We start from the raw sequence: 21909 nt of genomic DNA on the forward strand, positions 1-21909 counted from the left end.
AATCCCGCACCCCACCGGCAGTATTCGCTTCGCCGGTAGAAGGAGCCGCGTCATCAGGGCCAGCGGGACCGGGTTCCGCGTGTTCGGCGGCCTGCAGGACCAGCGCATCCAGGCGCGCGGCGGAGCCCCCAACAGCCTCCACCGCCAACCCGATACCCCCACCAAAACCCATACCCACATCATCCAACCCGGGTCCGACAATTTGAGCCGGGAGCATCACGGAAAAACCTGTCCGCAGGATCGAAGGGCCATGCGTCCGAATCCCAGGACATAGGCGACCGGTCCCGGAACATAGGCCGAAGCGGACTGGAAGCGCGCCGTTACCCCGGAGCGCGCCGTTACCCCGGAGCGGGCCGTTACCGCCGCCCGGGCCGTTACCCGCCGGCGAAAGGAGGCAGCACGTCAACGACGTCGTCCGCCTCCAAAGCGGTGCTGTGATCCCGCACGGCAACTTCATTGCGCAGGAAGCTGCTGCGGGCCAGGATTCGGGGAAGAGGCGGCGTCCCGGCCGGCGGCGTGGCGCGTTCGACGGCCAGGATTGCGTCAAGGAGATCGGCCACTGTCGATCCGGCAGGAAGGTCGAAGCGTTCTTCTTCCAGCCCTGCAGCGGCGCGCGCGGCAGCGAAATAACGTACGTTCATGCGGTTGATCAGCCCCCGATGGCACTCATGCTGCGATCCGGCTGGACGAAGTCCGGAGCGTCCAGTCCCACGTGGTCCATGCCGTGGGCCTTGGGCTTGAGCCACATCGCGTCCTGCCAGCGCCGTGCCAGTGCGGCGTCGTCGGCGCCGGAACGAAGCAGCCCCAAGAGGTCGAACTCTTCACGGGAGAACAGGCAGCTCATAATCTTCCCCTCGGCTGTGATCCGGGTCCGGCGGCAATCGGCGCAGAACGGCTCGGTCACGGAAGCGATGATCCCCACGGTCCCCAACACGGGACCCAAGGCGGCCCCCGCGTCACCGGAACACCCGGAAGCCGCCGCCCGCCGTCGTACCTCAAAGCGTTCGGCGGGCGCCCCATCGCGGGAGCGTGGATCAGGACTAAGGACGTAGTCCCGGGACAGAAGAGTGCGGATCTCGGCGGCGGTGATCATGTTGCGGCGGGTCCAGCCGTGGTCGGCGTCCAGCGGCATCTGCTCGATGAAGCGAAGCTCGTAGCCGCGGTCCAGCGCCCACGCGAGCAGGGAGGGAGCTTCGGCGTCATTGATTCCGCGCATCAGCACCGCGTTCAGCTTGACGGGCCCGAGCCCGGCGGCCCATGCGGCGTCCACCCCCGCAAGCACCTGGTCCAGGAAAGGCCGCCTGGTCAGTTGGGTGAAGGTCTCTTCGTGCAATGAATCGAGCGACACATTGATCCGCGTCAGTCCGGCCGCCTTGAGCGCTGCGGCCTTCTTCGCCAGCCCGACGCCGTTGGTGGTCATGGAAATGGGGAGCGCAGGATGGTTGCGGCGCAGCGCGGCAATGATGTCTACGAGGTCGTGGCGCACCAGCGGTTCCCCGCCGGTCAGGCGCAGTTCGCGCACGCCGAGATGCTCCACGCCGATCCGCACGATCCGGACGATTTCCTCCGCCGACATCACCGCCTGCTTGGCCAGCCATTCGAGGCCCTCGGCAGGCATGCAGTAGGTGCAGCGCAGATTGCATTTGTCGGTGAGGGACAGCCGCATGTCCGTGGCACGGCGGCCATAGCGGTCCGCCAGGCCGTCCGGAGCGTCACCAGGCCTGGGGGCCGGTTCCGGCAGCGCCGGCCGTGAACCTTCCTCCCGGGGCTGCGGGATGCCTAACTGGACAGTCATGGTTTCAGGCTACGCCACGTTGGGTGGCCCATCACACATGACGCGGGCAGCGCTGGCTAGAGTGGACCCTGTCCACAGCCCGCAACCGAAGGCGCCCGCATGACTCCCCGAACCATCGCTGCCCACCGTGCCGCGGTCGTCGCGCTGCTTGTGGACCTCCGCTCGTCCAGCCGCACCGAGGTGCTGCCCCTGGTCCAGGCCTTGGGCAGGGGCCTGCCGCATCCAGTTATCGCGCCGGTCAGCCTTCCGCCGTTCGCAAATTCGCAGATGGACGGCTATGCGGTCCGCTCCCCGGATACGCAAAGAGCAACGCACGACGACGGCTCCCGGCTCCGCGTCTCGGCCCCGGTTCCAGCGGGCGCGACGCCGCCAGCGCTGGCATCGGGGACAGCGGCACCCATCATGACCGGTGCCATGATCCCGGCGGGGGCAGACGCCGTCGTGCCTATTGAAAAGGCGGTGCCGGACCGGTTCCTGGCCGCGGACGAGGAACCGGTGGTGATGCTGCCGGCCACGGACGCCGGAGCCTATGTCCGCGCGGTGGGCAGCGACCTTCGGGAAGGGGACGTTGCCCTGCCCGCCGGCTCCTTCCTGGGACCGGCCCAGCTGGGGCTGCTCGCGGCCCTCGGCCTGCCCGAGGTGACCGTCTATCGAACGGTGACGGTTCTCCTGGTTACGACAGGCGATGAAGTGGTGGCGCCGGGACAGGAACTGCCCGAGGGCAAGATCTACGACGCCAACGGCACCCTCCTCGAAGCGGCCATGGTCCAGGCCGGACTCCGGGTGCGCCGTGCCGGCATTGCAACGGACAACCCGGCGGAGCTGCTGGAACTGCTCCGTCCCGAAGCAGCCGGCGCCGATCTCATCGTGACCACCGGAGGGGTGAGCAAGGGCGCCTACGAAGTGGTCCGGCAGGCACTGGCGGACCAGCCGGTGGATTTCCTGCCGGTCGCCATGCAACCGGGCGGCCCGCAGGGGATCGGCACCGTTAATGGCGTGCCGTTCCTTGGCTTCCCCGGAAACCCGGTGAGCTGCCTGGTGTCCTTCGAGATGTTCCTCCGGCCGGCCCTGACAGAACTCCTGGGTGCCCCAGCGCCCCGGCCGCGGGTCCGTGCGCGCCTGCGGCACCCGCTCGAATCGCCGGCCCACAAGCACCAGGTCCGGCGCGGCACACTGCACCCGGACGGAACGGTGGAACTCCAGGGCGGACCCGGTTCGCACCTGATGCACGCGCTGGCAGGGTCCAACGCCCTGGTCCACGTCCCGGAAGGACAATCGGCTCTAAACGCCGGGGACGAAGTGGAAGTATGGACACTGTGAATGAAGAACAGACCCCGCCGGCCCTGACGCACCTGCGCCAGGATGGCAGCGCCCAGATGGTGGACGTTTCCGCCAAACCAGAGACCACCCGCGAGGCCACGGCCACCGCCACCGTCCGGACCACCGGGGAAGTCATGGGGCTGTTGGGCTCCGGCGGACTCCCCAAGGGCGACGCCCTCGCCGTCGCACGGGTTGCCGGGATCATGGCCGCCAAGAAGACCCCCGAGCTGGTCCCGTTGTGCCACCCGCTCCCGCTGAGCAAGGTCACGGTGGACTTCTCGCTGCACGCCGAGGCCGTCACCATCGTCGCCACGGTCAAGACCCGGGGCGTCACCGGTGTCGAAATGGAGGCACTGACGGCAGCCTCAGTGGCCGCGCTCAGCGTCTACGACATGATTAAGGCCGTAGATAAGCACGCCGTCCTGACGGACATCAAAGTCCTGGCAAAGAGTGGCGGCAAGAGCGGAGACTGGACCCTGTGAGCACCTCTCCCGAACCCCACCGCCACGGCGACGTCCACGGCAGGAAAGCCGGGGTGGTCATTGCCTCAACACGCGCAGCGGCCGGACTGTATGACGACGAAACCGGCTCCGTGATCACCGACTGGCTCACCGAGCACGGCTTCGACGTTTTCCCGGCCATGGTGGTCCCGGACGGTGACCCGGTGGGCGCCGCGGTGCGGGCCCTGCTCACCCAGCGTCCCGCCGTCGTCATCACCAGCGGCGGCACCGGACTGAACCCGGACGACCGCACGCCCGAAGTGACCCTGCCGCTCCTCGACCGGGAAATTCCCGGCATCATGGAGGCGATCCGCCGCGCGGGCGCCGCCAAGACACCGCTTGCTGCGCTGGGCCGCGGATACGCGGGCGCCGCCGGGAGCACCTTTATTGTTAATCTGCCCGGATCACCCAAGGGCGTCATGGACGGGCTGACCGTCCTGGACCCGGTGATCGGGCACCTCTGCGACCAGTTGGAAGGCGTACATGGGCACTGACCAGGCATTCGAGGTGGTCCACGCCGTCCTCAGCGCGGACCCGATCTCGGTGGACCAGGCAATCGCGGCCGTCGAAAGCGAAACGGCCGGGGCCGTGGTGAGCTTCAGCGGCGTGGTGCGGAATCACGACGGCGGCAAGCAGGTTGAGCGGCTGAGTTACAGTGCGCACCCCACGGCGCACCAGGTGATGGCCGACGTCGTTGCCCGGCTGGTTGCCGAGCAGACAGAAGGTGAGGCCTCCAGCCAGGCTCCTGCCCAACCGGTCCGCATCTGGGCCGCACACCGGATCGGCATGCTGGAAATCGGCGATCCTGCCCTTGTCTGCGCAGTCTCTGCCGCCCATCGCGGACAGGCCTTCGCCGTGTGTTCTGAACTGGTGGACCGGATCAAGGAGCAGGTGCCCATCTGGAAGGAACAGTTCTTTACGGATGGCACCGTGGAGTGGGTCGGCGCCGGCGGCTGACTCCCGCTTCCGCCGGTAGGGTTAACGGCATGACCGAAGAAAACCCTGCCCTCCTCCGTGTCGCCGTGCTGGGCGCCAATGGCCGCATGGGCGCCGAAGCCGTCAAGGCAGTCGAGGCCGCACCCGACATGGAACTTGTCGCAGCCTTGGGCCGGGGCGACTCACTGGAGCGCGTCACGGAAGCCGGTGCCCAGTTCCTGGTTGACCTGACCGTGCCGGAAAGCACCGAGGCTAACGTCCAATTCGCCGTCGAACACGGTATCCATGCCGTTGTCGGCACCACGGGCTGGGACGCAGCGCGGCTCTCCGCCCTCAAGGACCTGCTGGCAGGACACCCCGGCACCGGCGTACTGATCGCCCCCAACTTTGCTCTCGGCTCGGTGCTGGCGTCGGCGTTCGCGGCGAAGGCCTCGAAGTACTTCGAATCAGTCGAAATCATCGAGCTGCACCATCCGGACAAGGTGGACGCGCCGTCCGGCACCGCCGTCCGCACCGCCCAGCTCATCGCCGCAGAGCGCGCGGCGGCGCAGGTTGCGCCAAGCCCCGACGCCACCACCAGCGAACTCGCCGGTGCCCGCGGCTGTGACGTGGACGGCGTCCGTGTGCACAGCGTGCGGCTGCGCGGCCTGGTGGCGCACCAGGAAGTGCTGTTGGGAGGTCCCGGCGAACAGCTGACCTTCCGCCACGATTCCTATGACCGCGCCTCGTTCATGCCTGGCGTCCTGCTGGGCGTGCGTCAGGTGGCAGCCCACCCCGGCCTCACCGTAGGCCTGGACGGCTACCTTGACCTGGGACTCTAGCGGCATGCCGGCCGTGATGGACGCCTTCCGGAAGAACCGCACCAAGATCTGGGTGGGCGCGGTGACACTGCTGCTGGTCTTCTACCTCGTGGTGTCGTTCCAGCGTTCGGTGCTGCTCCTGGCAGACCCCAACGTGACGGCGAAGGCCATCGGCGCCGCCTACCTGGTGCTGCCGGCCATCGGCGCCTGGGCGTTGATCCGCGAGCTGATGTTCGGCGCCCGCACGGAAAAGATGGCCAAGATCCTCGAGGCCGAGGGTGGACTGCCGGTCGACGAGCTTCCCCGCACTCCCGCCGGGCGGATCGTCCGGGCCGCCGCCGACGCCGAGTTCGAGAAGTACCGGGCCGAGACCGAAGCCGCACCGGACGACTGGCGTTCCTGGTTCCGCCTCAGCTGCGCCTACGACGCTGCTGGGGACCGGAAGCGTGCGCGGGCGGCAATGCGCGACGCCGGGCGGCTCTTTAGCGCCGCGCGTTGACCTTTCCCCGACCCAACCGGGCGGCGGAGTGCGCCACCCACTCCAGTGGACCACGGCGCTGCAGCACTGCGAACACCACGCCAACCGCCACGACAATGGCTCCCTGGACGAAGAACAGGCCTTCCTCGGTCCACCCTCTGGGGACCGGCTCGCCGTAAAGGCCGGACATCGCCCAGACGTGTGCGGAATACAGGGTCAGGGTCATCGCGCCGGCACCCCGCAGCGGCAGCAGCAGGTCCAGGTTCACCCATGCGGCCAGCCGTTCCAGCAGGAGGAAGGCCCCGATCACGGCCAGTGCAGTTCCCGCGGTGTGCAGTAGGTCCAGGGTGGTGCCCGAGTGCGGGGCCGCAGAAGCCAGCCACCACCACGAATCCTCCTGCGGGATGCCGGTCAGGTTCACCTGCAGGATGTTCTCCAGTGGATAGCCGGGGGAGTTGATCACGTTTTCCAGCGCCGCCAGGCCGCCCCAGTCCTGCATCGCGGCAGTGCCCAGCCACTTGGCGGGCAGGGCAACGATCAGCCCGCCCACCAGCAGCACCACCGGCACCATTGCCCGGTCCAGGACAAGCCGGCCGACGACGAGTCCCACCAGGAAGTAGGACAGCCATTGGAAGGCGGGGTAGTACCCAGTGAAGAAGATGTCGCCGAGGAGCCGGGACGGGGTGGACACGTCCTCCCACGAGGGATTGTGGCCCAGCTTCAGTGGAGGTTCCGGGGCAAGGAACCAGGGCCGGAGCAGGTAGGCAAGCACCGGGGACGCTACGATCCAGCCGCCCGTCCACGCGCACAGGCGCTTGAGCTCCATCCCGAGGAACGGCAGGACACACAGGAACAGCACGGCGTAGTGCACCAGGATGATGGCCACGTTGACTTCCAGCCCGCCCAGGGAAAGTCCGACGGCGGCAATCACCAGCGCGCGGAGCGCTATGCCGCGGCGGGCTCCCCAGAGTTCGGGGCCGGCTAGGGGCCGATGCTTCCCTGTGGACAGTGCCAGGCCCACGCCGGCCAAAACGGCGAACAGGGCCGAAGCCCGGCCGGAAAACACCAGCCCCACCCAGGTGGGTGTCAGCTCGGCATTGGATTCGAACGTGGGCAGCAGGTGGGTGGCCATCATGCCCAACAGGGCAAGCCCGCGCGCGGCATCGATCCCGTACAGGCGCCCGGAGCCCGCCCGGTTGCTGGCGGCAGAACTCCGTGCCTGGGTGCGGGGGGTCATGAGCCGATGCTCTCACACGGGGCCGGGAAGCCGCCTGTCACGGCCGTCAGAAGAGGTGTTGTATTCGAAGATATGTTCGAATAAAGTGGCCTCATGCAAACGTCACCCGATGTACCTGCCGCCCCGGACTCCCGTGCCGGGGTGATGAAGGCCATGAGTCCAGGGGTGGTGGACTACCTGTTCCGCCAGTTGGTTGCCGGCCGGCCGCCCGAGGACGAGCAGTGGGAGCGTGAAGGGGTCACCCTTTCCGCGCAGCCCGTGGGGGCCGAGCTGGCCCGCCGACTCGCGGAAGCGGATCTGGACGCCCTCACTCCGGTGGAGCTGTTCCACTATGTGCGGGCAGCCCAGCGGCTCGAGGCCTGGGCGGGGGAGTTGCGGGAGGCGGCTGTCCGCCGCTACTGCGGAGCGCCGTCCGCTCCGGACAGCGCAATTTGATCTTCATCACGGCCGCGGCATTGTCCTAACCAGTGCGGGACAGGGTAACGTTTTTTCCATGGCTGACAATTCCGCGCACATCCCTGCCCTTGGCACGCTCCTGACCGCCATGGTTACCCCGTTCACCAAGGACGGCGCCGTGGATTACGACCAGGCCGCAGCGCTCGCCACTAAGCTCGTGGATGACGGCTGCGACGGACTGGTGGTCACCGGCACCACCGGCGAAACCTCCACCCTCACGGACGAGGAAAACCTCGGCATGTTCCGGGCGGTCAAGGAAGCCGTCGGCGGACGCGCGGCCATCATTGCCGGTACCGGCACCAATGACACCGCCCACTCCGTGCACCTGTCGCAGGAGGCGGCGAAGCTCGGCGTCGATGGCCTTCTCCTGGTCACCCCGTATTACAACAAGCCCAGCCAGGCTGGCCTGCGGGCGCACTTCGAAACCATCTCCTCGGCCGTGGACGTACCCGTCATGCTGTATGACATCCCGGGCCGCTCCTCGATTCCCATCGAGCCGGACACCATGATCCGGCTGGCCCAGCACCCCAACATCGTGGCAGTCAAGGATGCGAAGGCGGACCTCGTCGCCGCTACCCGCGTCATGGCCGAGACGGACCTCTTGTTCTACTCGGGAGATGACGGGCTCACCCTGCCGTGGATGGCCCTGGGCGCCGTCGGCCTGGTCGGCGTGACCACCCATGTGGCCACCCGCCGGTTCCGCGAGCTCATCGACGCGGTCAATGCCAACGACCTCTCCACGGCCCGGAAGATCAACTTCGAACTCCAGCCCGTGGTCCGCGCCACCATGAGCCGGGTCCAGGGCGCCGTAGCCGCCAAACAGATTCTTAAATGGCAGGGAGTCCTGCCCAACTCGATTGTCCGTTTGCCCCTCGTGGAGCCGGACGAAACCGAGATCGAAACCATCCGCGGGGATTTGGCGGAAGCAGGGCTGGTCTTCTCCTGACGGTGAAGCCCGGCACCTTCCGCCTGGAAAGTAGTGCAATATGACCCAAACCGCCCTTACCGGCCTTGTCACCCCGCCCCGCCTCCCGCAGGGCACGCTCCGGATTGTCCCGCTGGGCGGGCTGGGGGAGATCGGCCGGAACATGGCCGTCTTCGAAATCGATGGCAAGCTGCTGATCGTTGACTGCGGCGTCCTCTTTCCGGAAGAGACCCAGCCGGGCGTTGACCTGATCCTCCCGGACTTCTCCTACATCGAGGATCGCCTCGATGACGTGGTGGCCGTTGTGCTGACGCACGGCCATGAGGACCACATCGGCGCTGTGCCGTACCTGCTGCGGCTGCGCAACGACATTCCCCTGGTCGGATCGCAGCTGACGCTCGCCCTGATCGAGGCCAAGCTGCAGGAGCACCGCATCCGTCCCTACACGCTGACCGTGGAAGAGGGGCAGGTGGAGAAGTTCGGTCCGTTCGAATGCGAGTTCGTGGCCGTCAACCACTCCATCCCCGACGCCCTGGCCGTGTTCATCCGGACCGCCGGCGGCACCGTGCTGCACACCGGCGACTTCAAGATGGACCAGCTGCCGCTGGACGGGCGCATCACCGACCTCCGCCACTTCGCCAAGCTCGGCGAAGAAGGCGTGGACCTGTTCATGTCCGACTCCACCAACGCGGACGTCCCCGGCTTCACCACGGCCGAGAAGGAAATCGGCCCCACACTGGAACGGATGTTCGGCCAGGCCACCAAGCGCATCATCGTGGCGTCCTTCTCCTCGCACGTGCACCGCGTCCAGCAGGTGCTGGATGCCGCCGCCAAGCACAACCGCAAAGTGGCTTTCGTAGGCCGCTCCATGGTGCGGAACATGGCGATCGCCGAGAAGCTCGGCTACTTGGACGTTCCGGCCGGGCTGATCGTCGATATCAAGAACATCGACAACCTCCCGGACAACCGCGTGGTGCTCATGTCCACCGGTTCCCAGGGCGAACCAATGGCCGCGCTGTCCCGCATGGCAAACGGCGACCACCGGGTGGTGGTGGGTGACGGCGACACCGTGATCCTGGCCTCCAGCCTCATCCCCGGCAACGAAAACGCCGTCTTCCGGATCATCAACGGCCTGCTGAAGCTTGGCGCAGACGTCATCCACAAGGGCAACGCCAAGGTGCACGTTTCCGGGCACGCTGCTGCCGGCGAACTGCTGTACTGCTACAACATCCTCGAGCCGCTGAACGCGATGCCCGTGCACGGCGAAACCCGGCACCTCATCGCCAACGGCAAGATCGCCATCGAGTCCGGCGTGCCGGAAGCGAGCGTTATCCTCGCGGACAACGGAACGGTCATCGACCTCCGGGACCACCAGGCGGACATCGTGGGCCAGGTGGAAGTTGGCTTCGTCTATGTGGACGGTTCCAGCGTTGGCGAAATTACCGACGCCGACCTCAAGGACCGCCGCGTGCTCGGCGATGAGGGCTTCATCTCCATCATCACGGTCATCAACCGCGCCACCGGCAAGGTCGTCTCGGGTCCCGAAATCCACGCCCGTGGCGTGGCGGAGGACGACTCCGTGTTCGACGACATCATGCCCAAGATCAACGCAGCGCTGGAGGAGGCCGTGCTCAACCATGCAGACCACACCACGCACCAGCTTCAGCAAGTGGTCCGCCGCGTCGTGGGCACTTGGGTCAACCGCAAGCTGCGCCGCAAGCCGATGATCATCCCCGTGGTGCTCGAGGCCTGATCCAGCCACCCTGCCATGCCTGTGCCCCGGTTCGCCTGAACCGGGGCACAGGCGCTTAAACGTGTGCCGGGGAACAGCGCGGGACGGCAGTAAATCCGGGGAACCGGGGCCTGCTTCCGGTAGCGTGGCAGTATGGCCACACGTACTACTTCCGCGCCCAGGGGATCAGGCAGGGGCAGCTCCGCCACCAAATCCGGCGGTGCGGGAAGCCGCGGCGCCGCCTCCAAGGCCGGCCGGTCCGCTACGTCGGCCGGTTCATCGCGCACCCGCGCCCTTCCCGCCGTCGAACACCACCAGCCATGGCTGCTGCGCGTGGCTGGCGGGGCGTGGCTTGGCATCGGGCACCTCGTGGGTGGGGGAGTCCGGCGCATCGGCCATGACGTCAGCGATCTGCCTGCCGAGGAGCGGCGCGACGGCGCCGCACTTTTCAACCTGGTACTTGCGGTCTTCATTGCCACCTTCGCCTGGTGGGGGCTTACGGGCTGGTTCCCGGACGCCGTTCACGCCGTGGTCAACGGAACCTTTGGCTGGATGGCGCTCCTGCTGCCATTGATGCTTTTCGTCTGCGCGTTCAGGCTTTTCCGGCAGCCGTCCGACGGGCGCGGCAACAACCGCGTAGGCATCGGTTTCCTCATCATGACTTTCGCCGGCTCCGGCCTTGCCCACGTCCTGGGCGGGCAGCCCACAGTGGCCGAGGGCTTCGACGGCCTGCGTGCAGCCGGCGGCATGCTCGGTTTCCTCGCCGCGACACCCCTGGCCGCCATCCACCCCGCAGTACCGCTGGCCGTTTACGGCGTCCTGGCGTTTGTCTCCCTGCTGATCATCACGGCCACGCCGTTCACTGCCATCCCCCGGCGCCTCCGGGGAGCCTACGAACACCTCATGGGCATCGACCTGATGGAGCAGGACCCGGCTGCGGGCCATGACCGCAGCTACCTGGACCGTCCCCAGCCTGACCGGCCCAAGAAGAAGCGGCGCCGGATGTTCGGCAAGGACGAAGAGTCCGCCGCCGGCCTGGAAGGTTACGTCGGCGATGAAGCCTTTGAACACGCGGTCATTGACGACGACGAGCCCCAGCCGCCCAAGCCGGCTCCGGGCGTGCGGCGGCCCACCCAGGCGGAGATCGCCGTCGAAAAGATCAAGGCCGCGCAGGGCATCGGCGCGGGTGTGGCGGCCGGCGAGAACGCCACCGAAGCGATCCCGATGATCACTCCGGGGATGGCCGCTGCAGGGGCGGCACCTGCCGCCGGACCGCACGTGCCCGCGAACCCTGTCACCCCGGCACCGCCGCCCACGCCTATCCCGCAGCGGACGGAACAGCTTTCCCTGGCAGGCGACGTCACATACACCCTGCCGGCCTCAGACTTCCTGACCCCCGGTTCCATCCCAAAGGAACGCACGGAAGCCAATGATGCCGTCGTCGCTGCGCTGACGGACACCCTCCAGCAGTTCAACGTGGACGCCACCGTCACCGGGTTCAGCCGGGGACCGACGGTGACGCGGTACGAGATCGAACTCGCGCCGGGCACGAAGGTGGAGCGGGTCACCGCGCTGTCCAAGAACATCTCCTACGCCGTGGCCTCCAGCGACGTGCGGATCCTGAGCCCCATCCCGGGCAAATCGGCCATCGGCATCGAAATTCCCAACACGGACCGTGAAACCGTGTCCCTGGGCGACGTGCTCCGGAGCCAGAACGCCCGCCGCACCGACCACCCGATGGTGATGGGCGTCGGCAAGGACGTCGAAGGCGGCTATGTGGTGGCCAACCTGGCCAAGATGCCCCACCTTCTCGTGGCAGGCGCCACGGGCGCGGGCAAGTCATCGTTCGTGAACTCCATGATCACCTCGCTGCTGATGCGCGCAACGCCGGACGAAGTGCGCATGGTGATGGTGGACCCCAAACGCGTGGAACTGACCGCGTACGAAGGCGTCCCGCATCTCATCACCCCCATCATCACCAACCCCAAGAAGGCCGCCGAGGCGCTGCAGTGGGTGGTCCGCGAAATGGATGCCCGCTACGATGACCTGGCCAATTATGGCTTCAAGCACATCGACGACTTCAATAAGGCAGTCCGTGCCGGCAAGGTGCAGCCGCCGCCGGACTCGAAGCGCGTTATCCGTCCCTACCCGTACCTGCTGGTCATCGTGGACGAGCTTGCCGACCTCATGATGGTGGCTCCGCGCGACGTCGAAGACTCGATTGTCCGCATCACCCAGCTGGCGCGCGCCGCCGGCATCCACTTGGTTCTGGCCACCCAACGGCCGTCCGTGGACGTGGTGACCGGTCTCATCAAGGCCAACGTGCCCTCCCGCATGGCCTTTGCCACCTCCTCCGTGACCGACTCCCGCGTGGTGCTGGATCAGCCGGGTGCCGAGAAACTCATTGGCCAGGGTGACGCGCTCTTCCTGCCGATGGGCGCCTCCAAGGCGATGCGCGTGCAGGGCGCGTGGGTCACCGAGTCCGAAATCCACAAAGTGGTGGAACACGTCAAGGGACAGCTGCAGGCCAGCTACCGCGATGACGTGGCCGCCGAGGCCCCCAAGAAGCAGATCGACGACGACATCGGAGACGACCTCGAGGTGCTGCTCCAGGCGACGGAACTCGTGGTCACCACGCAATTCGGCTCCACCTCGATGCTCCAGCGCAAGCTGCGCGTCGGCTTCGCCAAAGCCGGCAGGCTCATGGACCTGCTGGAATCCCGGGGCGTGGTGGGCCCGTCAGAAGGGTCCAAGGCACGTGACGTGCTGGTCAAGCCGGACGACCTCGCGCCCGTCCTGGCCGCCATGAAGGGCCAGGAAGCGCCCGCAACGCCCGATTCCCAAACGGCCGCGCTCAGCGACAACGCCAACGCCAACATTGCCCAGGGCGGCTACGCCGAAGACCTGGTGGCCGCCGACCTGGACCAGCGGAAGCAAAACGTCGAGTATTACGACGGCTCCGATTCCGCGCCGGGAGGCTACGGGGAGGACGACGACGGCTCCGAAGACGCCTGGTCCCTCACCGGGCGTTAGCCCAGGGACGGTAGCCTAGAAACGTGACTAGCACTGATGCAACCACCGCCGGCCCTGGCCGTGCCGGGGTCTGGAACCTTCCCAACGTCCTGACCATGCTCCGCATCGCGCTGGTGCCCTTCTTCGTCTGGTTCCTCATCGCTGACGCTCCCGGGCTCAGGAGCGAGGCAGGCCCTTGGCGCTGGGCGGCGGTGGCCGCGTTCGCCGTCGCCATTTACACGGACAAGCTCGACGGCGACATTGCCAGGAGCCGCAACCTCGTCACCGATTTTGGCAAGATTGCCGACCCCATTGCCGACAAGCTGCTGACGGGCTCGGCCCTGGTGATGCTCTCGGTACTCGGCGAATTGCCTTGGTGGGCCACGCTGGTGATCCTGGTCCGGGAGTGGGGGATCACCGGACTCCGCTTCTTCGTGATCCGGTACGGCGTAATCCCGGCATCGCGCGGTGGCAAGCTCAAGACAGTGATCCAGACGGCCGCAATCTTCCTGTACCTCCTGCCGTTGGGCGCCATCGCGCCCTGGCTGGGGTGGATCGCCTTTGCCGTGATGATGGCGGCCGTCGCCATTACGGTGTGGACCGGCGTCGAATACGTGGTCCAGGCGCTTCGCCTGCGCGCCGAAGGCAAGCGGCACGCCCAGGAAGCCAAGGGAAACGACGTTCCGGGACAGGAGCCGGCATGAGCAACCTCCACCACCTCGCGGCGCAGGCAGTGGAAACCGCCATCTCAGCCGGCATGACCGTCGCCACCGCCGAGTCGCTGACGGCTGGAATGCTGGCTGCGGTGCTCGCGGACACCCCGGGCGCCTCGGGTATGCTGCAGGGCGGCGTGGTGGCTTACCAGAATTCCGTCAAGGAGACGCTGCTGGGCGTTTCCGGCGCGCTGCTGGCCGATGCCGGGTCCGTGGATCCGGATGTGGCGGCCGCCATGGCGGAAGGCGCCCGGGACTCCCTCGGCGCGGATATCGGCATCGCCACCACCGGGGTGGCGGGGCCGGAGGAACATGACGGAAAACCGGTCGGCCGGGTGTATGTGGGAGTCGCCGCAGCGTCCGGCACGGCGGCCTTTGAGTATTCCTTCACCGGCAGCCGCGCCGACATCCGCGGCCAGGCCTGCGCCGCAGCGCTGGAACGGCTGCTTGAAGCCCTCACCCGTTGAGGCCGCGCAACGGCTGCCGCGGATGATGCGGCGGCAGAAGTTACCGGGAGTTAAGTAGCCGGGAACAAAAGCCGGTACCGATTAGTTATTACATTGTGTCGCTTCCCGGGATGGGAGGCGCCTAGGATGAAATGACCACGACGGTTCGCTGCGGCGGACCTGACCAATGAGGGAGCAAGGCGATACAGATGGTAAAGCAGCCCGTATCCGTAAACGGCGTTGTCCGCTGGAAGGATGTGGGCCTCGCCGATCAGGGCAAGAGCGAACAGAAGGAGCGCAAGATGGTTGTACTTCGTCACGAAATCGGTGATGTCCTGCGCGATGTCCGCCAGCGTCAGGGGCGTACGCTCCGTGAAGTGTCGCACAGCGCCCGTGTCTCCCTGGGTTACCTCAGCGAAGTTGAACGAGGCCAGAAGGAAGCGTCATCCGAGCTGTTGTCCTCGATCTGCACGGCCCTGGACGTTCCGCTGTCGAGCATGCTCCGGGAAGTCAGCGACCGCGTTGCCGTGGCCGAAGGCGTCACCGTCCCGGACACCGTCCCGCAGGAATTCTCCCAGCGCTACGGCCGCGACCTGAACACGGAACTCACCGACGAACTTGCTACCGGCCTGCTGTCCGGCGCCCGCTAGGGCTGCCGGCAGCCAGAGACGGTATCCGACGCCCCCTGCGGCTGACTACGGTCAGCTGCCGGGGGCTTTGGCGTTTTCCGATGCACGCATCTCTAGCGCGCTCCCGGTCCACCGCCTTCGGGGGTGCCGCTGTCGCGGGGAAACCCGTCGCCTTCGTAGGTTGCGTTGAGTTTGGCCATGTAGCGGGCGAGTTCCTGCAGGTCCGTGATAGGCCAGGAACCCAAACGCTCGCGGAACACCTGCTTTCGGGCGTCCTGGACCTGGCTCATCTTTTCTTCGCCCTTTGCCGTCAGCTGGATGGACTGCGCACGGCCGTCCTGCGGATCCGCTTCCTTGGACACGAGCCCGATGCTTTCGAGGAACGCGATCTGCCGGCTGACGGATGGCTTACCCACCCCGATGTTCATAGCGAGGTCCGTCAGCCGGATCGGACCCTCGCGGCGGATGACTGTCAGCAATCCATAAGCCGCCGGCTCCATGTCCGGGTGTACCTGGCGGGACAGCTGGTTGGAGATGGCCCTGGCCCGGCGCCAGAAAAGGCTCAGCTGGTGTTCAACGCTTTGAAGGACCTCATCCACCGACGCATCGTCCGTGGCGGGGCCCGGTGCGGAGTCCGGCGACGGGGCATCAGGCGTGTTGCTCATGGCAACAAGTCTAGGGCTCCGCGGTCATGAGAGGATTTACCGGTGCGGATCAGCGACTACTGGCGGCTTATGGATGACGAGTTCGGTGCAGGTTACTCGAGGGTGCTGAGCAGCACGCTGGTGCTGGCCGGAGTGGGCGGCCGCACCGCGGACCAGGCGCTGGCGGCCGGAGTGGAACCGCGGAGGGTATGGCTCGCCGTCTGCGATGTCCAGGACGTTCCCCCCGAACGCCGGTTGGGCCGCGACATCGCGCCTCGACGCGACTGACACGCCCACCCGCTTCTTCGAATACCTGTTCGGATAAAGCTATGCTGGAATCAGCGGGTTATCCACATAGCCGATCCCATCCGGCCTGAATGTCAGTGGTTCCCCTTAGCGTCAGAGATGACCAACAAACGGCCGCTGAGGCCACCATCGAGAAAGCATTAGAGGTGTCAACCATGGCGGCAGCCCCGGATCGTGAAAAAGCGCTGGAAGCAGCTCTTGCCCAGATTGATAAGCAGTTCGGCAAAGGTTCGGTCATGCGGCTGGGCGATGAGGTGCGCGCACCTATCGAAGTCATTCCCACCGGTTCCATCGCGCTGGATGTCGCTCTGGGAATTGGCGGCCTGCCGCGCGGACGCGTCATCGAGATCTACGGGCCAGAGTCGTCCGGTAAGACCACGGTTGCGCTGCACGCGGTGGCCAACGCCCAGCGCCAGGGTGGCATCGCGGCGTTCATCGATGCCGAACACGCGCTGGACCCCGAATATGCCGCCAAACTGGGTGTGGACACGGATGCGCTCCTGGTTTCCCAGCCGGACACCGGTGAGCAGGCCCTGGAAATCATGGACATGCTGGTGGGCTCAGGCTCCCTGGACGTCATCGTGATTGACTCCGTGGCCGCCCTGGTCCCGCGCGCCGAAATTGAAGGCGACATGGGCGACAGCCACGTGGGCCTCCAGGCCCGCCTCATGAGCCAGGCGCTGCGTAAGATTACCGGCCGGCTGAGCCAGACCAAGACCACCGCCATCTTCATCAACCAGCTGCGCGAGAAGATTGGCGTATTCTTCGGTTCCCCGGAAACGACCACCGGTGGCAAGGCCCTGAAGTTCTACGCCTCCATCCGCATCGACGTCCGCCGCATCCAGACACTCAAGGAGGGCGCCGACTCGGTCGGTAACCGCACCAAGGCCAAGATCGTCAAGAACAAGATGGCCCCGCCTTTCAAGGTCGCCGAATTCGACATCATCTACGGCCAGGGCATTTCCCGCGAGGGCGGCATCATCGACATGGGCGTGGAACACGGCATTATCAAGAAGTCCGGGTCGTGGTTCACGTACGACGGCGACCAGCTGGGCCAGGGCATGGAGAACTCCCGCCGGTTCCTGCGGGACAACCCGGAACTGGCCGCGGAGCTCGAGCGGCTCATCAAGGAAAAGCTCGGGGTGGGCGTCAAGCCGGCCGAAGCGGATGCCAAGGACTCGCCCAAGCTGAAGGCCGTTGACGGGTTCTAGGTCCTTGGGCGGGAGCGATGACTTTGGCGCGCCCGGATTTGGTGACGCCGAGCCGGATCCCGTGTCAGTGGCCCAAGCCATCGTCTACCGGCAGCTGACCGCGTCGGCGAAGAGCAGGCTGCAGCTGTCCCGGAAGCTTGCGGAACGCAATGTTCCGGAACACGTGGCGGAGGCGGTCCTGGACAAGTTCCAGGCCGCCGGACTGATCGACGATGCGGAGTTTGCAGCAATGTGGGTCCGGAGCAGGGCGCAGTCGCGCAAGCTGGCCCGGGGTGCTCTGCGGCGTGAGCTCGCCGATAAGGGCATCGACCAGGAAGCTGCCGACGCTGCCCTGGCGCAGGTCTCCGATTCCGACGAGGAGGAGGCCGCCAGGGCCCTGGTGCAGCGAAAGCTCCGTCCCGGCACGGACCTGCACGACAGGGCCGGGCGCGACAAAGCCGCCCGTCGCCTGGCGTCGATGCTTGCCCGCAAGGGCTACCAGCCGTCACAGGCGTTCCGCATCGTGAACGAGGTCCTCGACGGGCAGTTCGAGGATCCTGACGGCGACGGCCTGGGGAGCCGGTACCCTTAATAGGTGAGTTTGACCATCCCTTCCCTCCCGTCCGGCCCCGAATCATCCGATACCTTGGAGCGCGGCCGGCAGCCGGATGCCGCTGAAGGCGGCCAGAAGCCCCGCACGTACCAGGTACGCACGTTCGGCTGCCAGATGAACGTGCATGACTCAGAGCGGATGGCCGGAATGCTGGAAGGCGCCGGCTACATTCCGGCGGACGGCGATGTGGCTGACGTAGTGGTGTTCAACACCTGCGCCGTCCGGGAAAACGCGGACAACAAGCTGTACGGCAACTTGGGCATCCTGGCGCCGGTGAAAGCCGCCAACCCGGGCATGCAGATTGCCGTGGGAGGCTGCCTGGCCCAAAAGGACCGGGAAACCATCCTCAAGAAGGCACCGTGGGTTGATGCCGTTTTCGGAACCCACAACGTTGGCGCGCTGCCGGCCCTCCTTGACCGTGCCCGGCACAACGACGAAGCCCAGCTGGAAATCCTGGAATCGCTGGACGTGTTCCCCTCCACGCTGCCCACCAAGCGCGACTCCGTGTACGCGGGGTGGGTATCCATCTCCGTGGGCTGCAACAACACCTGCACCTTCTGCATCGTGCCCGCGCTGCGCGGCAAGGAAAAGGACCGCCGCCCCGGAGACATTCTGGCGGAGATCCAGGCGCTGGTGGACGACGGAGCCATCGAGGTCACCCTGCTGGGCCAGAACGTCAACTCCTACGGCGTGGAGTTCGGCGACCGCCAGGCGTTCTCCAAGCTGTTGCGGGCCTGCGGCAGCATCGAAGGCCTTGAACGGGTCCGCTTCACGAGCCCCCACCCGGCGGCCTTCACCGATGACGTCATCGACGCCATGGCGGAAACCCCGAACGTGATGCCGCAGCTGCACATGCCGCTGCAGTCCGGCTCGGACAGCATCTTGAAGGCCATGAAACGGTCGTACCGATCCACCAGGTTCCTGGGGATTCTGGCCAAGGTCCGGGAAAGGATCCCGCACGCGGCCATTTCTACCGACATCATTGTCGGGTTCCCCGGTGAAACGGAGGAGGACTTCCAGGCAACCCTGGATGTGGTGGAGCAGTCCCGCTTTGCCACGGCCTTTACCTTCCAGTACTCCAAGCGGCCGGGCACGCCCGCCGCTGACCTTCCCGGCCAGTTGCCCAAGGCCGTCGTCCAGGAACGCTTTGAGCGCCTGACCGCGCTTCAGGACCGGATCGCTGCGGAGGAGAACCGCAAGCAGCTGGGCCGCAGGGTCGAAGTCATGGTCACAGCCCAATCCGGGCGAAAGGCAGAGGAGACCCACCGGCTCTCAGGCCGCGCACAGGACCAGCGCCTGGTGCACTTCTCTGTCCCGCACGGCGCTCCGGCTCCCCGGCCCGGGGACCTCGTCACCGTCACCATCACTGAAGCGGCGGCGTTCCACCTCGTGGCGGACCCCACTTTGGAGGACTACAGCCTCCGCCGGTCGCGCGCCGGCGACGCCTGGGACCGTTCGCAGGCAGACTCCTGCGGTGCGCCTGCGCCCGGAACAGGCGCGGCAGGCAAGGGAGTCTCCCTGGGGATGCCGGCGCTGCCACTGCGCGCCCGCTGACCGGTGGGCACCAAGCCGGTCATCGCCGTCGTCGGTCCAACCGGCTCCGGAAAGTCCGACCTCGCAGTCAGCCTTGCCCGGCGCCTGGACGGCGAAGTCATCAATGCGGACGCCATGCAGTTCTACCGCGGCATGGACATCGGCACCGCCAAAATCACCGGGGCCGACCGCCGCGGCGTCCCGCACCATCTCCTGGACACACTGGACATCACCCAGGAGGCCAGCGTCTCAGACTTCCAGGCGCAGGCCAGAGAGCTGATCGCGGACATTCACCGCCGCGGCCGCCGCGCCATCCTCGCCGGCGGCTCCGGACTGTACGTCCGCGCAGCCCTGGACATCCTGGAATTCCCGGGGACCGACCCCGTGGTGCGGGCCCGGCTGGAGCAGGAACTGGCGGCCCGCGGCAGCGCCGCCATGCTGGAACGGCTGAGCGCTGTAGACCCCGTGTCCGCCGGACGGCTTTCGGATGCGCGCCGCATCGTCCGTGCCCTTGAGGTGTACGAGCTCACCGGCCGGCCTTTCAGTTCCTTCATGCCGCGCCGGGAGTACTTCCAGCCGGCCGTGCAGGTGGGCCTGGAAGTGGACCGCGAAGTACTCAGGGAACGGCTGGCTGCCCGGGTGCACGCCATGGTGGATCAGGGGCTTTTGGAGGAAGTGCGGCGGCTGGATGCCCAGGGCCTGCGCAGGTGCAAGACCGCTTCCCGTGCCCTCGGGTACTCGCAGTTCCTGAAGGTGGTGGACGGCGAAGCCACGGTGGAACAGGCTGCAGGGGAAACGATCGTGGCCACGCGCCAGTTTGCCCGCCGGCAGCTCACCTGGTTCCGTGCAGACCCGCGCATCCAGTGGCTGGACTGGCAGGACCCGGACCTTGTGGAGAAAGCGGCCGCGCTGTGTCTTTAGCGAGGTGCGGCCTCTCGGGAGGTGCAGCCTTCCGGGGTTGGAACGGTTTCGGCCGGGCCGCCCACGGCCGGTACCCTTGGAACCATGGAAACCACCCCTGCGCTGCCCCTCGAAACCGTCCTCGGCACGCTGGGTGGACTGCGCTTCTCGAAGGGGCACGGAACCGGCAACGACTTCGTCCTGGTGTCGGACCCGGAAGGACGCCAGGAGATTTCCGCAGAGCAGGTTGCTGCCCTGTGCGACCGGCACCGCGGGATCGGCGGCGACGGACTGATCCGCGCCGTGCCCTCCCGCTTCCTTCCCGAGGGCCGCGGCCTGATGGAAGCTGCACCCGACGCCGAGTGGTTCATGGACTACCGCAACGGTGACGGCTCCCTTTCGGAAATGTGCGGCAACGGGGTACGCGTCTTCGTTCACTTCCTGCGCACGGAGGGCCTGATCGACCTGCCCGACGGCGGATCCCTCACCATTGGTACCCGCGGCGGGGTGAAGACCGTGGTCCGGACCGGCGAGGACTACGCCGTGGATATGGGCCCCTGGTCGTTCATTTTCCCGGGTGAAGCCGCGGCCCGCTCCGTGGATTCCCTCGTCACAGCGGACGGCCTGGAGGTGCCCCGCCCCGCGCTGTCCGTCAGCATGGGCAACCCGCACACCGTCGTCGCCCTCGCCGAGCTCGGTGAACTGGCCGGAACCAGGCTTTTCAACGCCCCCTCGGTGGATCCCGCACCGGCCAACGGCACCAATGTAGAATTTGTCGTTCCTGCCGAACCGCTGGTTCACGGCGGAGTCGGCTCGGTCACGATGCGCGTGCACGAACGCGGCGTGGGGGAGACGCAGTCCTGCGGGACCGGCGCCTGCGCGGCCGCTGTTGCTATCCGGCACTGGGCCGGTGCCGAGGCCCCGGACACGTGGCAGGTTCACGTCCCCGGCGGCACCGTGGGAGTCAGGTTCTTTCAGGGGACCAGCGGCCAGGAGCACGTCGAGCTCAGCGGCCCGGCTGTCATTGTGGCAACAGGGACGCTTTCCTGACCTTCAGGATGCGAAACGATTTTGCGGTTGCTTCACGGGTCACCGTAAACGAGTCGTCCAGTTCGGCCGCCAGCCAGCGCTGCAGCGAATCCGAGCCGAGGTTCTTCTGCACCACCAGCCAGGCTGTTCCGCCTGGAGCCAGGCGGGGCAGCCACAGCTTCAGCAGCGAATGCAGTTCGTCCTTGCCGATCCGGATGGGCGGGTTGGACCAGATCGTGTCGAAGCGAAGCTCCGGGTCCACCGAATCCGGGGTGGAGGCCGTGACGTTGTCCAGCCCCAGGGCCTCCGCGTTCTCGTTGGTCAGGACGATGCAGCGTTCGTTGACGTCCACGGCGTAAACCTTCGCGTGCGGTGCCCGCAACGCCAGCGTCAGGGCAACCGGACCCCAGCCGCAGCCGATGTCCAACAGGTTTCCGGTGGGTGCCGGCGCCGGAACATTGGCCAGCAGGACTGCCGTTCCCTTGTCGATTCCGTCGGGGCTGAAGATGCCGCTGGAGGAGTGGAGCCTGCGCGTTTCCCCTGCGAGTTCCACCGTCAGCGGCTTTCTGGTGAACGGGCCGGCGGGTGACGCGCTGAAATAGTGTGCAGACTCCATAACTGGCCAGCGTAGTTCCCCTTGCAGCGTAAAGGGAAACCCGGCCGGCGGCCCCTCTGCTACCCTAGGAGGCATGTTCCTGATCTTCGAGTAATCCGG

The 21909-nt window shown here is 66.8% G+C and carries 24 protein-coding genes; 19 read left to right on the forward strand and 5 right to left on the reverse strand.

Translation table 11 applies throughout. The features are described from left to right. Nucleotides 1–374 precede the first annotated feature (374 nt). Both ACFWIX_RS15705 and moaA read right to left on the reverse strand, forming a co-directional pair. Entirely contained in the window at nt 375–641 is a 267-nt protein-coding gene (locus ACFWIX_RS15705; RefSeq protein ID WP_377217066.1) for a MoaD/ThiS family protein, read from the reverse strand. An 8-nt stretch (nt 642–649) separates the two neighbouring features. Continuing rightward, nucleotides 650–1795, reverse strand: coding sequence for a GTP 3',8-cyclase MoaA (gene moaA, locus ACFWIX_RS15710; RefSeq protein WP_377217067.1), 1146 nt, complete (start codon nt 1793–1795; stop codon nt 650–652). Between the two features lie 99 nt (nt 1796–1894). Between moaA and glp the strand changes: the two genes are divergently transcribed. Genes glp through ACFWIX_RS15740 form a run of 6 tightly spaced genes read left to right on the forward strand, consistent with a single transcriptional unit; the run spans nt 1895 to nt 5850 of the window. Beyond that, a complete protein-coding gene (gene glp, locus ACFWIX_RS15715; RefSeq protein ID WP_377217068.1) occupies nt 1895–3115 on the forward strand; it encodes a gephyrin-like molybdotransferase Glp in 1221 nt (406 codons plus the stop codon). After that, nucleotides 3103–3597, forward strand: a complete 495-nt coding sequence (moaC, locus tag ACFWIX_RS15720; protein ID WP_377217069.1) for a cyclic pyranopterin monophosphate synthase MoaC — start codon at nt 3103–3105, stop codon at nt 3595–3597. Before glp ends, moaC begins: the two co-directional genes overlap by 13 nt. Next, the gene (locus tag ACFWIX_RS15725; protein ID WP_377217070.1) at nt 3594–4109 is read left to right on the forward strand and encodes a molybdenum cofactor biosynthesis protein B; all 516 of its coding nucleotides are present in this window, start codon (nt 3594–3596) and stop codon (nt 4107–4109) included. The genes moaC and ACFWIX_RS15725 overlap by 4 nt, the downstream gene beginning before the upstream one ends. Continuing rightward, complete coding sequence (locus ACFWIX_RS15730; RefSeq protein ID WP_377217071.1) at nt 4099–4572, forward strand: molybdenum cofactor biosynthesis protein MoaE; 474 nt, start codon at nt 4099–4101, stop codon at nt 4570–4572. Before ACFWIX_RS15725 ends, ACFWIX_RS15730 begins: the two co-directional genes overlap by 11 nt. Before the next feature lie 29 nt (nt 4573–4601). Next, nucleotides 4602–5372: a 4-hydroxy-tetrahydrodipicolinate reductase gene (gene dapB / locus ACFWIX_RS15735; protein ID WP_377217072.1), complete on the forward strand. Its 771-nt coding sequence runs from the start codon at nt 4602–4604 to the stop codon at nt 5370–5372. Nucleotides 5373–5376: 4 nt separating this feature from the next. Beyond that, nucleotides 5377–5850 carry a hypothetical protein gene (locus ACFWIX_RS15740; protein ID WP_377217073.1) on the forward strand — a complete coding sequence of 158 codons (474 nt, stop codon included), beginning with the start codon at nt 5377–5379 and terminating at the stop codon, nt 5848–5850. On the opposite strand, the gene ACFWIX_RS15745 is transcribed toward ACFWIX_RS15740, so the two are convergent. Continuing rightward, nucleotides 5834–7066 (reverse strand): heparan-alpha-glucosaminide N-acetyltransferase domain-containing protein, encoded by a 1233-nt coding sequence (locus ACFWIX_RS15745; RefSeq protein ID WP_377217074.1) that lies wholly within the window; start codon nt 7064–7066, stop codon nt 5834–5836. The two genes, ACFWIX_RS15740 and ACFWIX_RS15745, sit on opposite strands and share 17 nt — an antisense overlap. A 93-nt stretch (nt 7067–7159) precedes the next feature. Here ACFWIX_RS15745 and ACFWIX_RS15750 point away from each other — a divergent pair, with 93 nt between their 5' ends. The 7 genes from ACFWIX_RS15750 to ACFWIX_RS15780 all read left to right on the forward strand — a co-directional run bounded on the left by ACFWIX_RS15750 (nt 7160) and on the right by ACFWIX_RS15780 (nt 15000). Continuing rightward, entirely contained in the window at nt 7160–7501 is a 342-nt protein-coding gene (locus ACFWIX_RS15750; protein WP_377217075.1) for a hypothetical protein, read from the forward strand. Nucleotides 7502–7559: 58 nt separating this feature from the next. Then, entirely contained in the window at nt 7560–8468 is a 909-nt protein-coding gene (gene dapA / locus ACFWIX_RS15755; RefSeq protein ID WP_377217076.1) for a 4-hydroxy-tetrahydrodipicolinate synthase, read from the forward strand. A 40-nt stretch (nt 8469–8508) separates the two neighbouring features. Further along, nucleotides 8509–10200: a ribonuclease J gene (locus ACFWIX_RS15760; RefSeq protein ID WP_377217077.1), complete on the forward strand. Its 1692-nt coding sequence runs from the start codon at nt 8509–8511 to the stop codon at nt 10198–10200. Between the two features lie 132 nt (nt 10201–10332). Beyond that, nucleotides 10333–13212: a DNA translocase FtsK gene (locus ACFWIX_RS15765; RefSeq protein WP_377217078.1), complete on the forward strand. Its 2880-nt coding sequence runs from the start codon at nt 10333–10335 to the stop codon at nt 13210–13212. A gap of 23 nt (nt 13213–13235) precedes the next feature. Next, complete coding sequence (gene pgsA, locus ACFWIX_RS15770; protein WP_377217079.1) at nt 13236–13895, forward strand: CDP-diacylglycerol--glycerol-3-phosphate 3-phosphatidyltransferase; 660 nt, start codon at nt 13236–13238, stop codon at nt 13893–13895. Continuing rightward, nucleotides 13892–14371, forward strand: a complete 480-nt coding sequence (locus ACFWIX_RS15775) for a CinA family protein (RefSeq protein ID WP_377217080.1) — start codon at nt 13892–13894, stop codon at nt 14369–14371. Before pgsA ends, ACFWIX_RS15775 begins: the two co-directional genes overlap by 4 nt. A gap of 188 nt (nt 14372–14559) precedes the next feature. Next, nucleotides 14560–15000, forward strand: coding sequence for a helix-turn-helix domain-containing protein (locus ACFWIX_RS15780; protein ID WP_377217081.1), 441 nt, complete (start codon nt 14560–14562; stop codon nt 14998–15000). 92 nt (nt 15001–15092) lie between these two features. Here the strand turns inward: ACFWIX_RS15780 and ACFWIX_RS15785 are convergent, their stop codons facing one another. Continuing rightward, nucleotides 15093–15644: a MarR family winged helix-turn-helix transcriptional regulator gene (locus ACFWIX_RS15785; RefSeq protein WP_377217082.1), complete on the reverse strand. Its 552-nt coding sequence runs from the start codon at nt 15642–15644 to the stop codon at nt 15093–15095. A gap of 42 nt (nt 15645–15686) precedes the next feature. On the opposite strand from ACFWIX_RS15785, the gene ACFWIX_RS15790 reads away from it, so the two are divergent. The 6 genes from ACFWIX_RS15790 to dapF all read left to right on the forward strand — a co-directional run bounded on the left by ACFWIX_RS15790 (nt 15687) and on the right by dapF (nt 21215). Further along, the gene (locus ACFWIX_RS15790; protein ID WP_377217083.1) at nt 15687–15911 is read left to right on the forward strand and encodes a DUF3046 domain-containing protein; all 225 of its coding nucleotides are present in this window, start codon (nt 15687–15689) and stop codon (nt 15909–15911) included. Nucleotides 15912–16084: 173 nt separating this feature from the next. After that, nucleotides 16085–17140 (forward strand): recombinase RecA, encoded by a 1056-nt coding sequence (gene recA, locus ACFWIX_RS15795; protein ID WP_377217084.1) that lies wholly within the window; start codon nt 16085–16087, stop codon nt 17138–17140. Between the two features lie 67 nt (nt 17141–17207). Next, nucleotides 17208–17711: a regulatory protein RecX gene (locus ACFWIX_RS15800; RefSeq protein WP_377217125.1), complete on the forward strand. Its 504-nt coding sequence runs from the start codon at nt 17208–17210 to the stop codon at nt 17709–17711. A 3-nt stretch (nt 17712–17714) separates the two neighbouring features. After that, nucleotides 17715–19286 carry a tRNA (N6-isopentenyl adenosine(37)-C2)-methylthiotransferase MiaB gene (gene miaB / locus ACFWIX_RS15805; protein ID WP_377217085.1) on the forward strand — a complete coding sequence of 524 codons (1572 nt, stop codon included), beginning with the start codon at nt 17715–17717 and terminating at the stop codon, nt 19284–19286. Nucleotides 19287–19289: 3 nt separating this feature from the next. Continuing rightward, nucleotides 19290–20186 carry a tRNA (adenosine(37)-N6)-dimethylallyltransferase MiaA gene (gene miaA / locus ACFWIX_RS15810; protein WP_377217086.1) on the forward strand — a complete coding sequence of 299 codons (897 nt, stop codon included), beginning with the start codon at nt 19290–19292 and terminating at the stop codon, nt 20184–20186. 84 nt (nt 20187–20270) lie between these two features. Beyond that, nucleotides 20271–21215, forward strand: a complete 945-nt coding sequence (dapF, locus tag ACFWIX_RS15815; RefSeq protein ID WP_377217087.1) for a diaminopimelate epimerase — start codon at nt 20271–20273, stop codon at nt 21213–21215. Here dapF and ACFWIX_RS15820 read toward each other — a convergent pair. Beyond that, entirely contained in the window at nt 21187–21810 is a 624-nt protein-coding gene (locus ACFWIX_RS15820; RefSeq protein ID WP_377217088.1) for a class I SAM-dependent methyltransferase, read from the reverse strand. The two genes, dapF and ACFWIX_RS15820, sit on opposite strands and share 29 nt — an antisense overlap. Nucleotides 21811–21909 lie beyond the last annotated feature (99 nt).

The organism is Pseudarthrobacter sp. NPDC058362 (genome assembly GCF_042723515.1).
Taxonomy (GTDB): domain Bacteria; phylum Actinomycetota; class Actinomycetes; order Actinomycetales; family Micrococcaceae; genus Arthrobacter.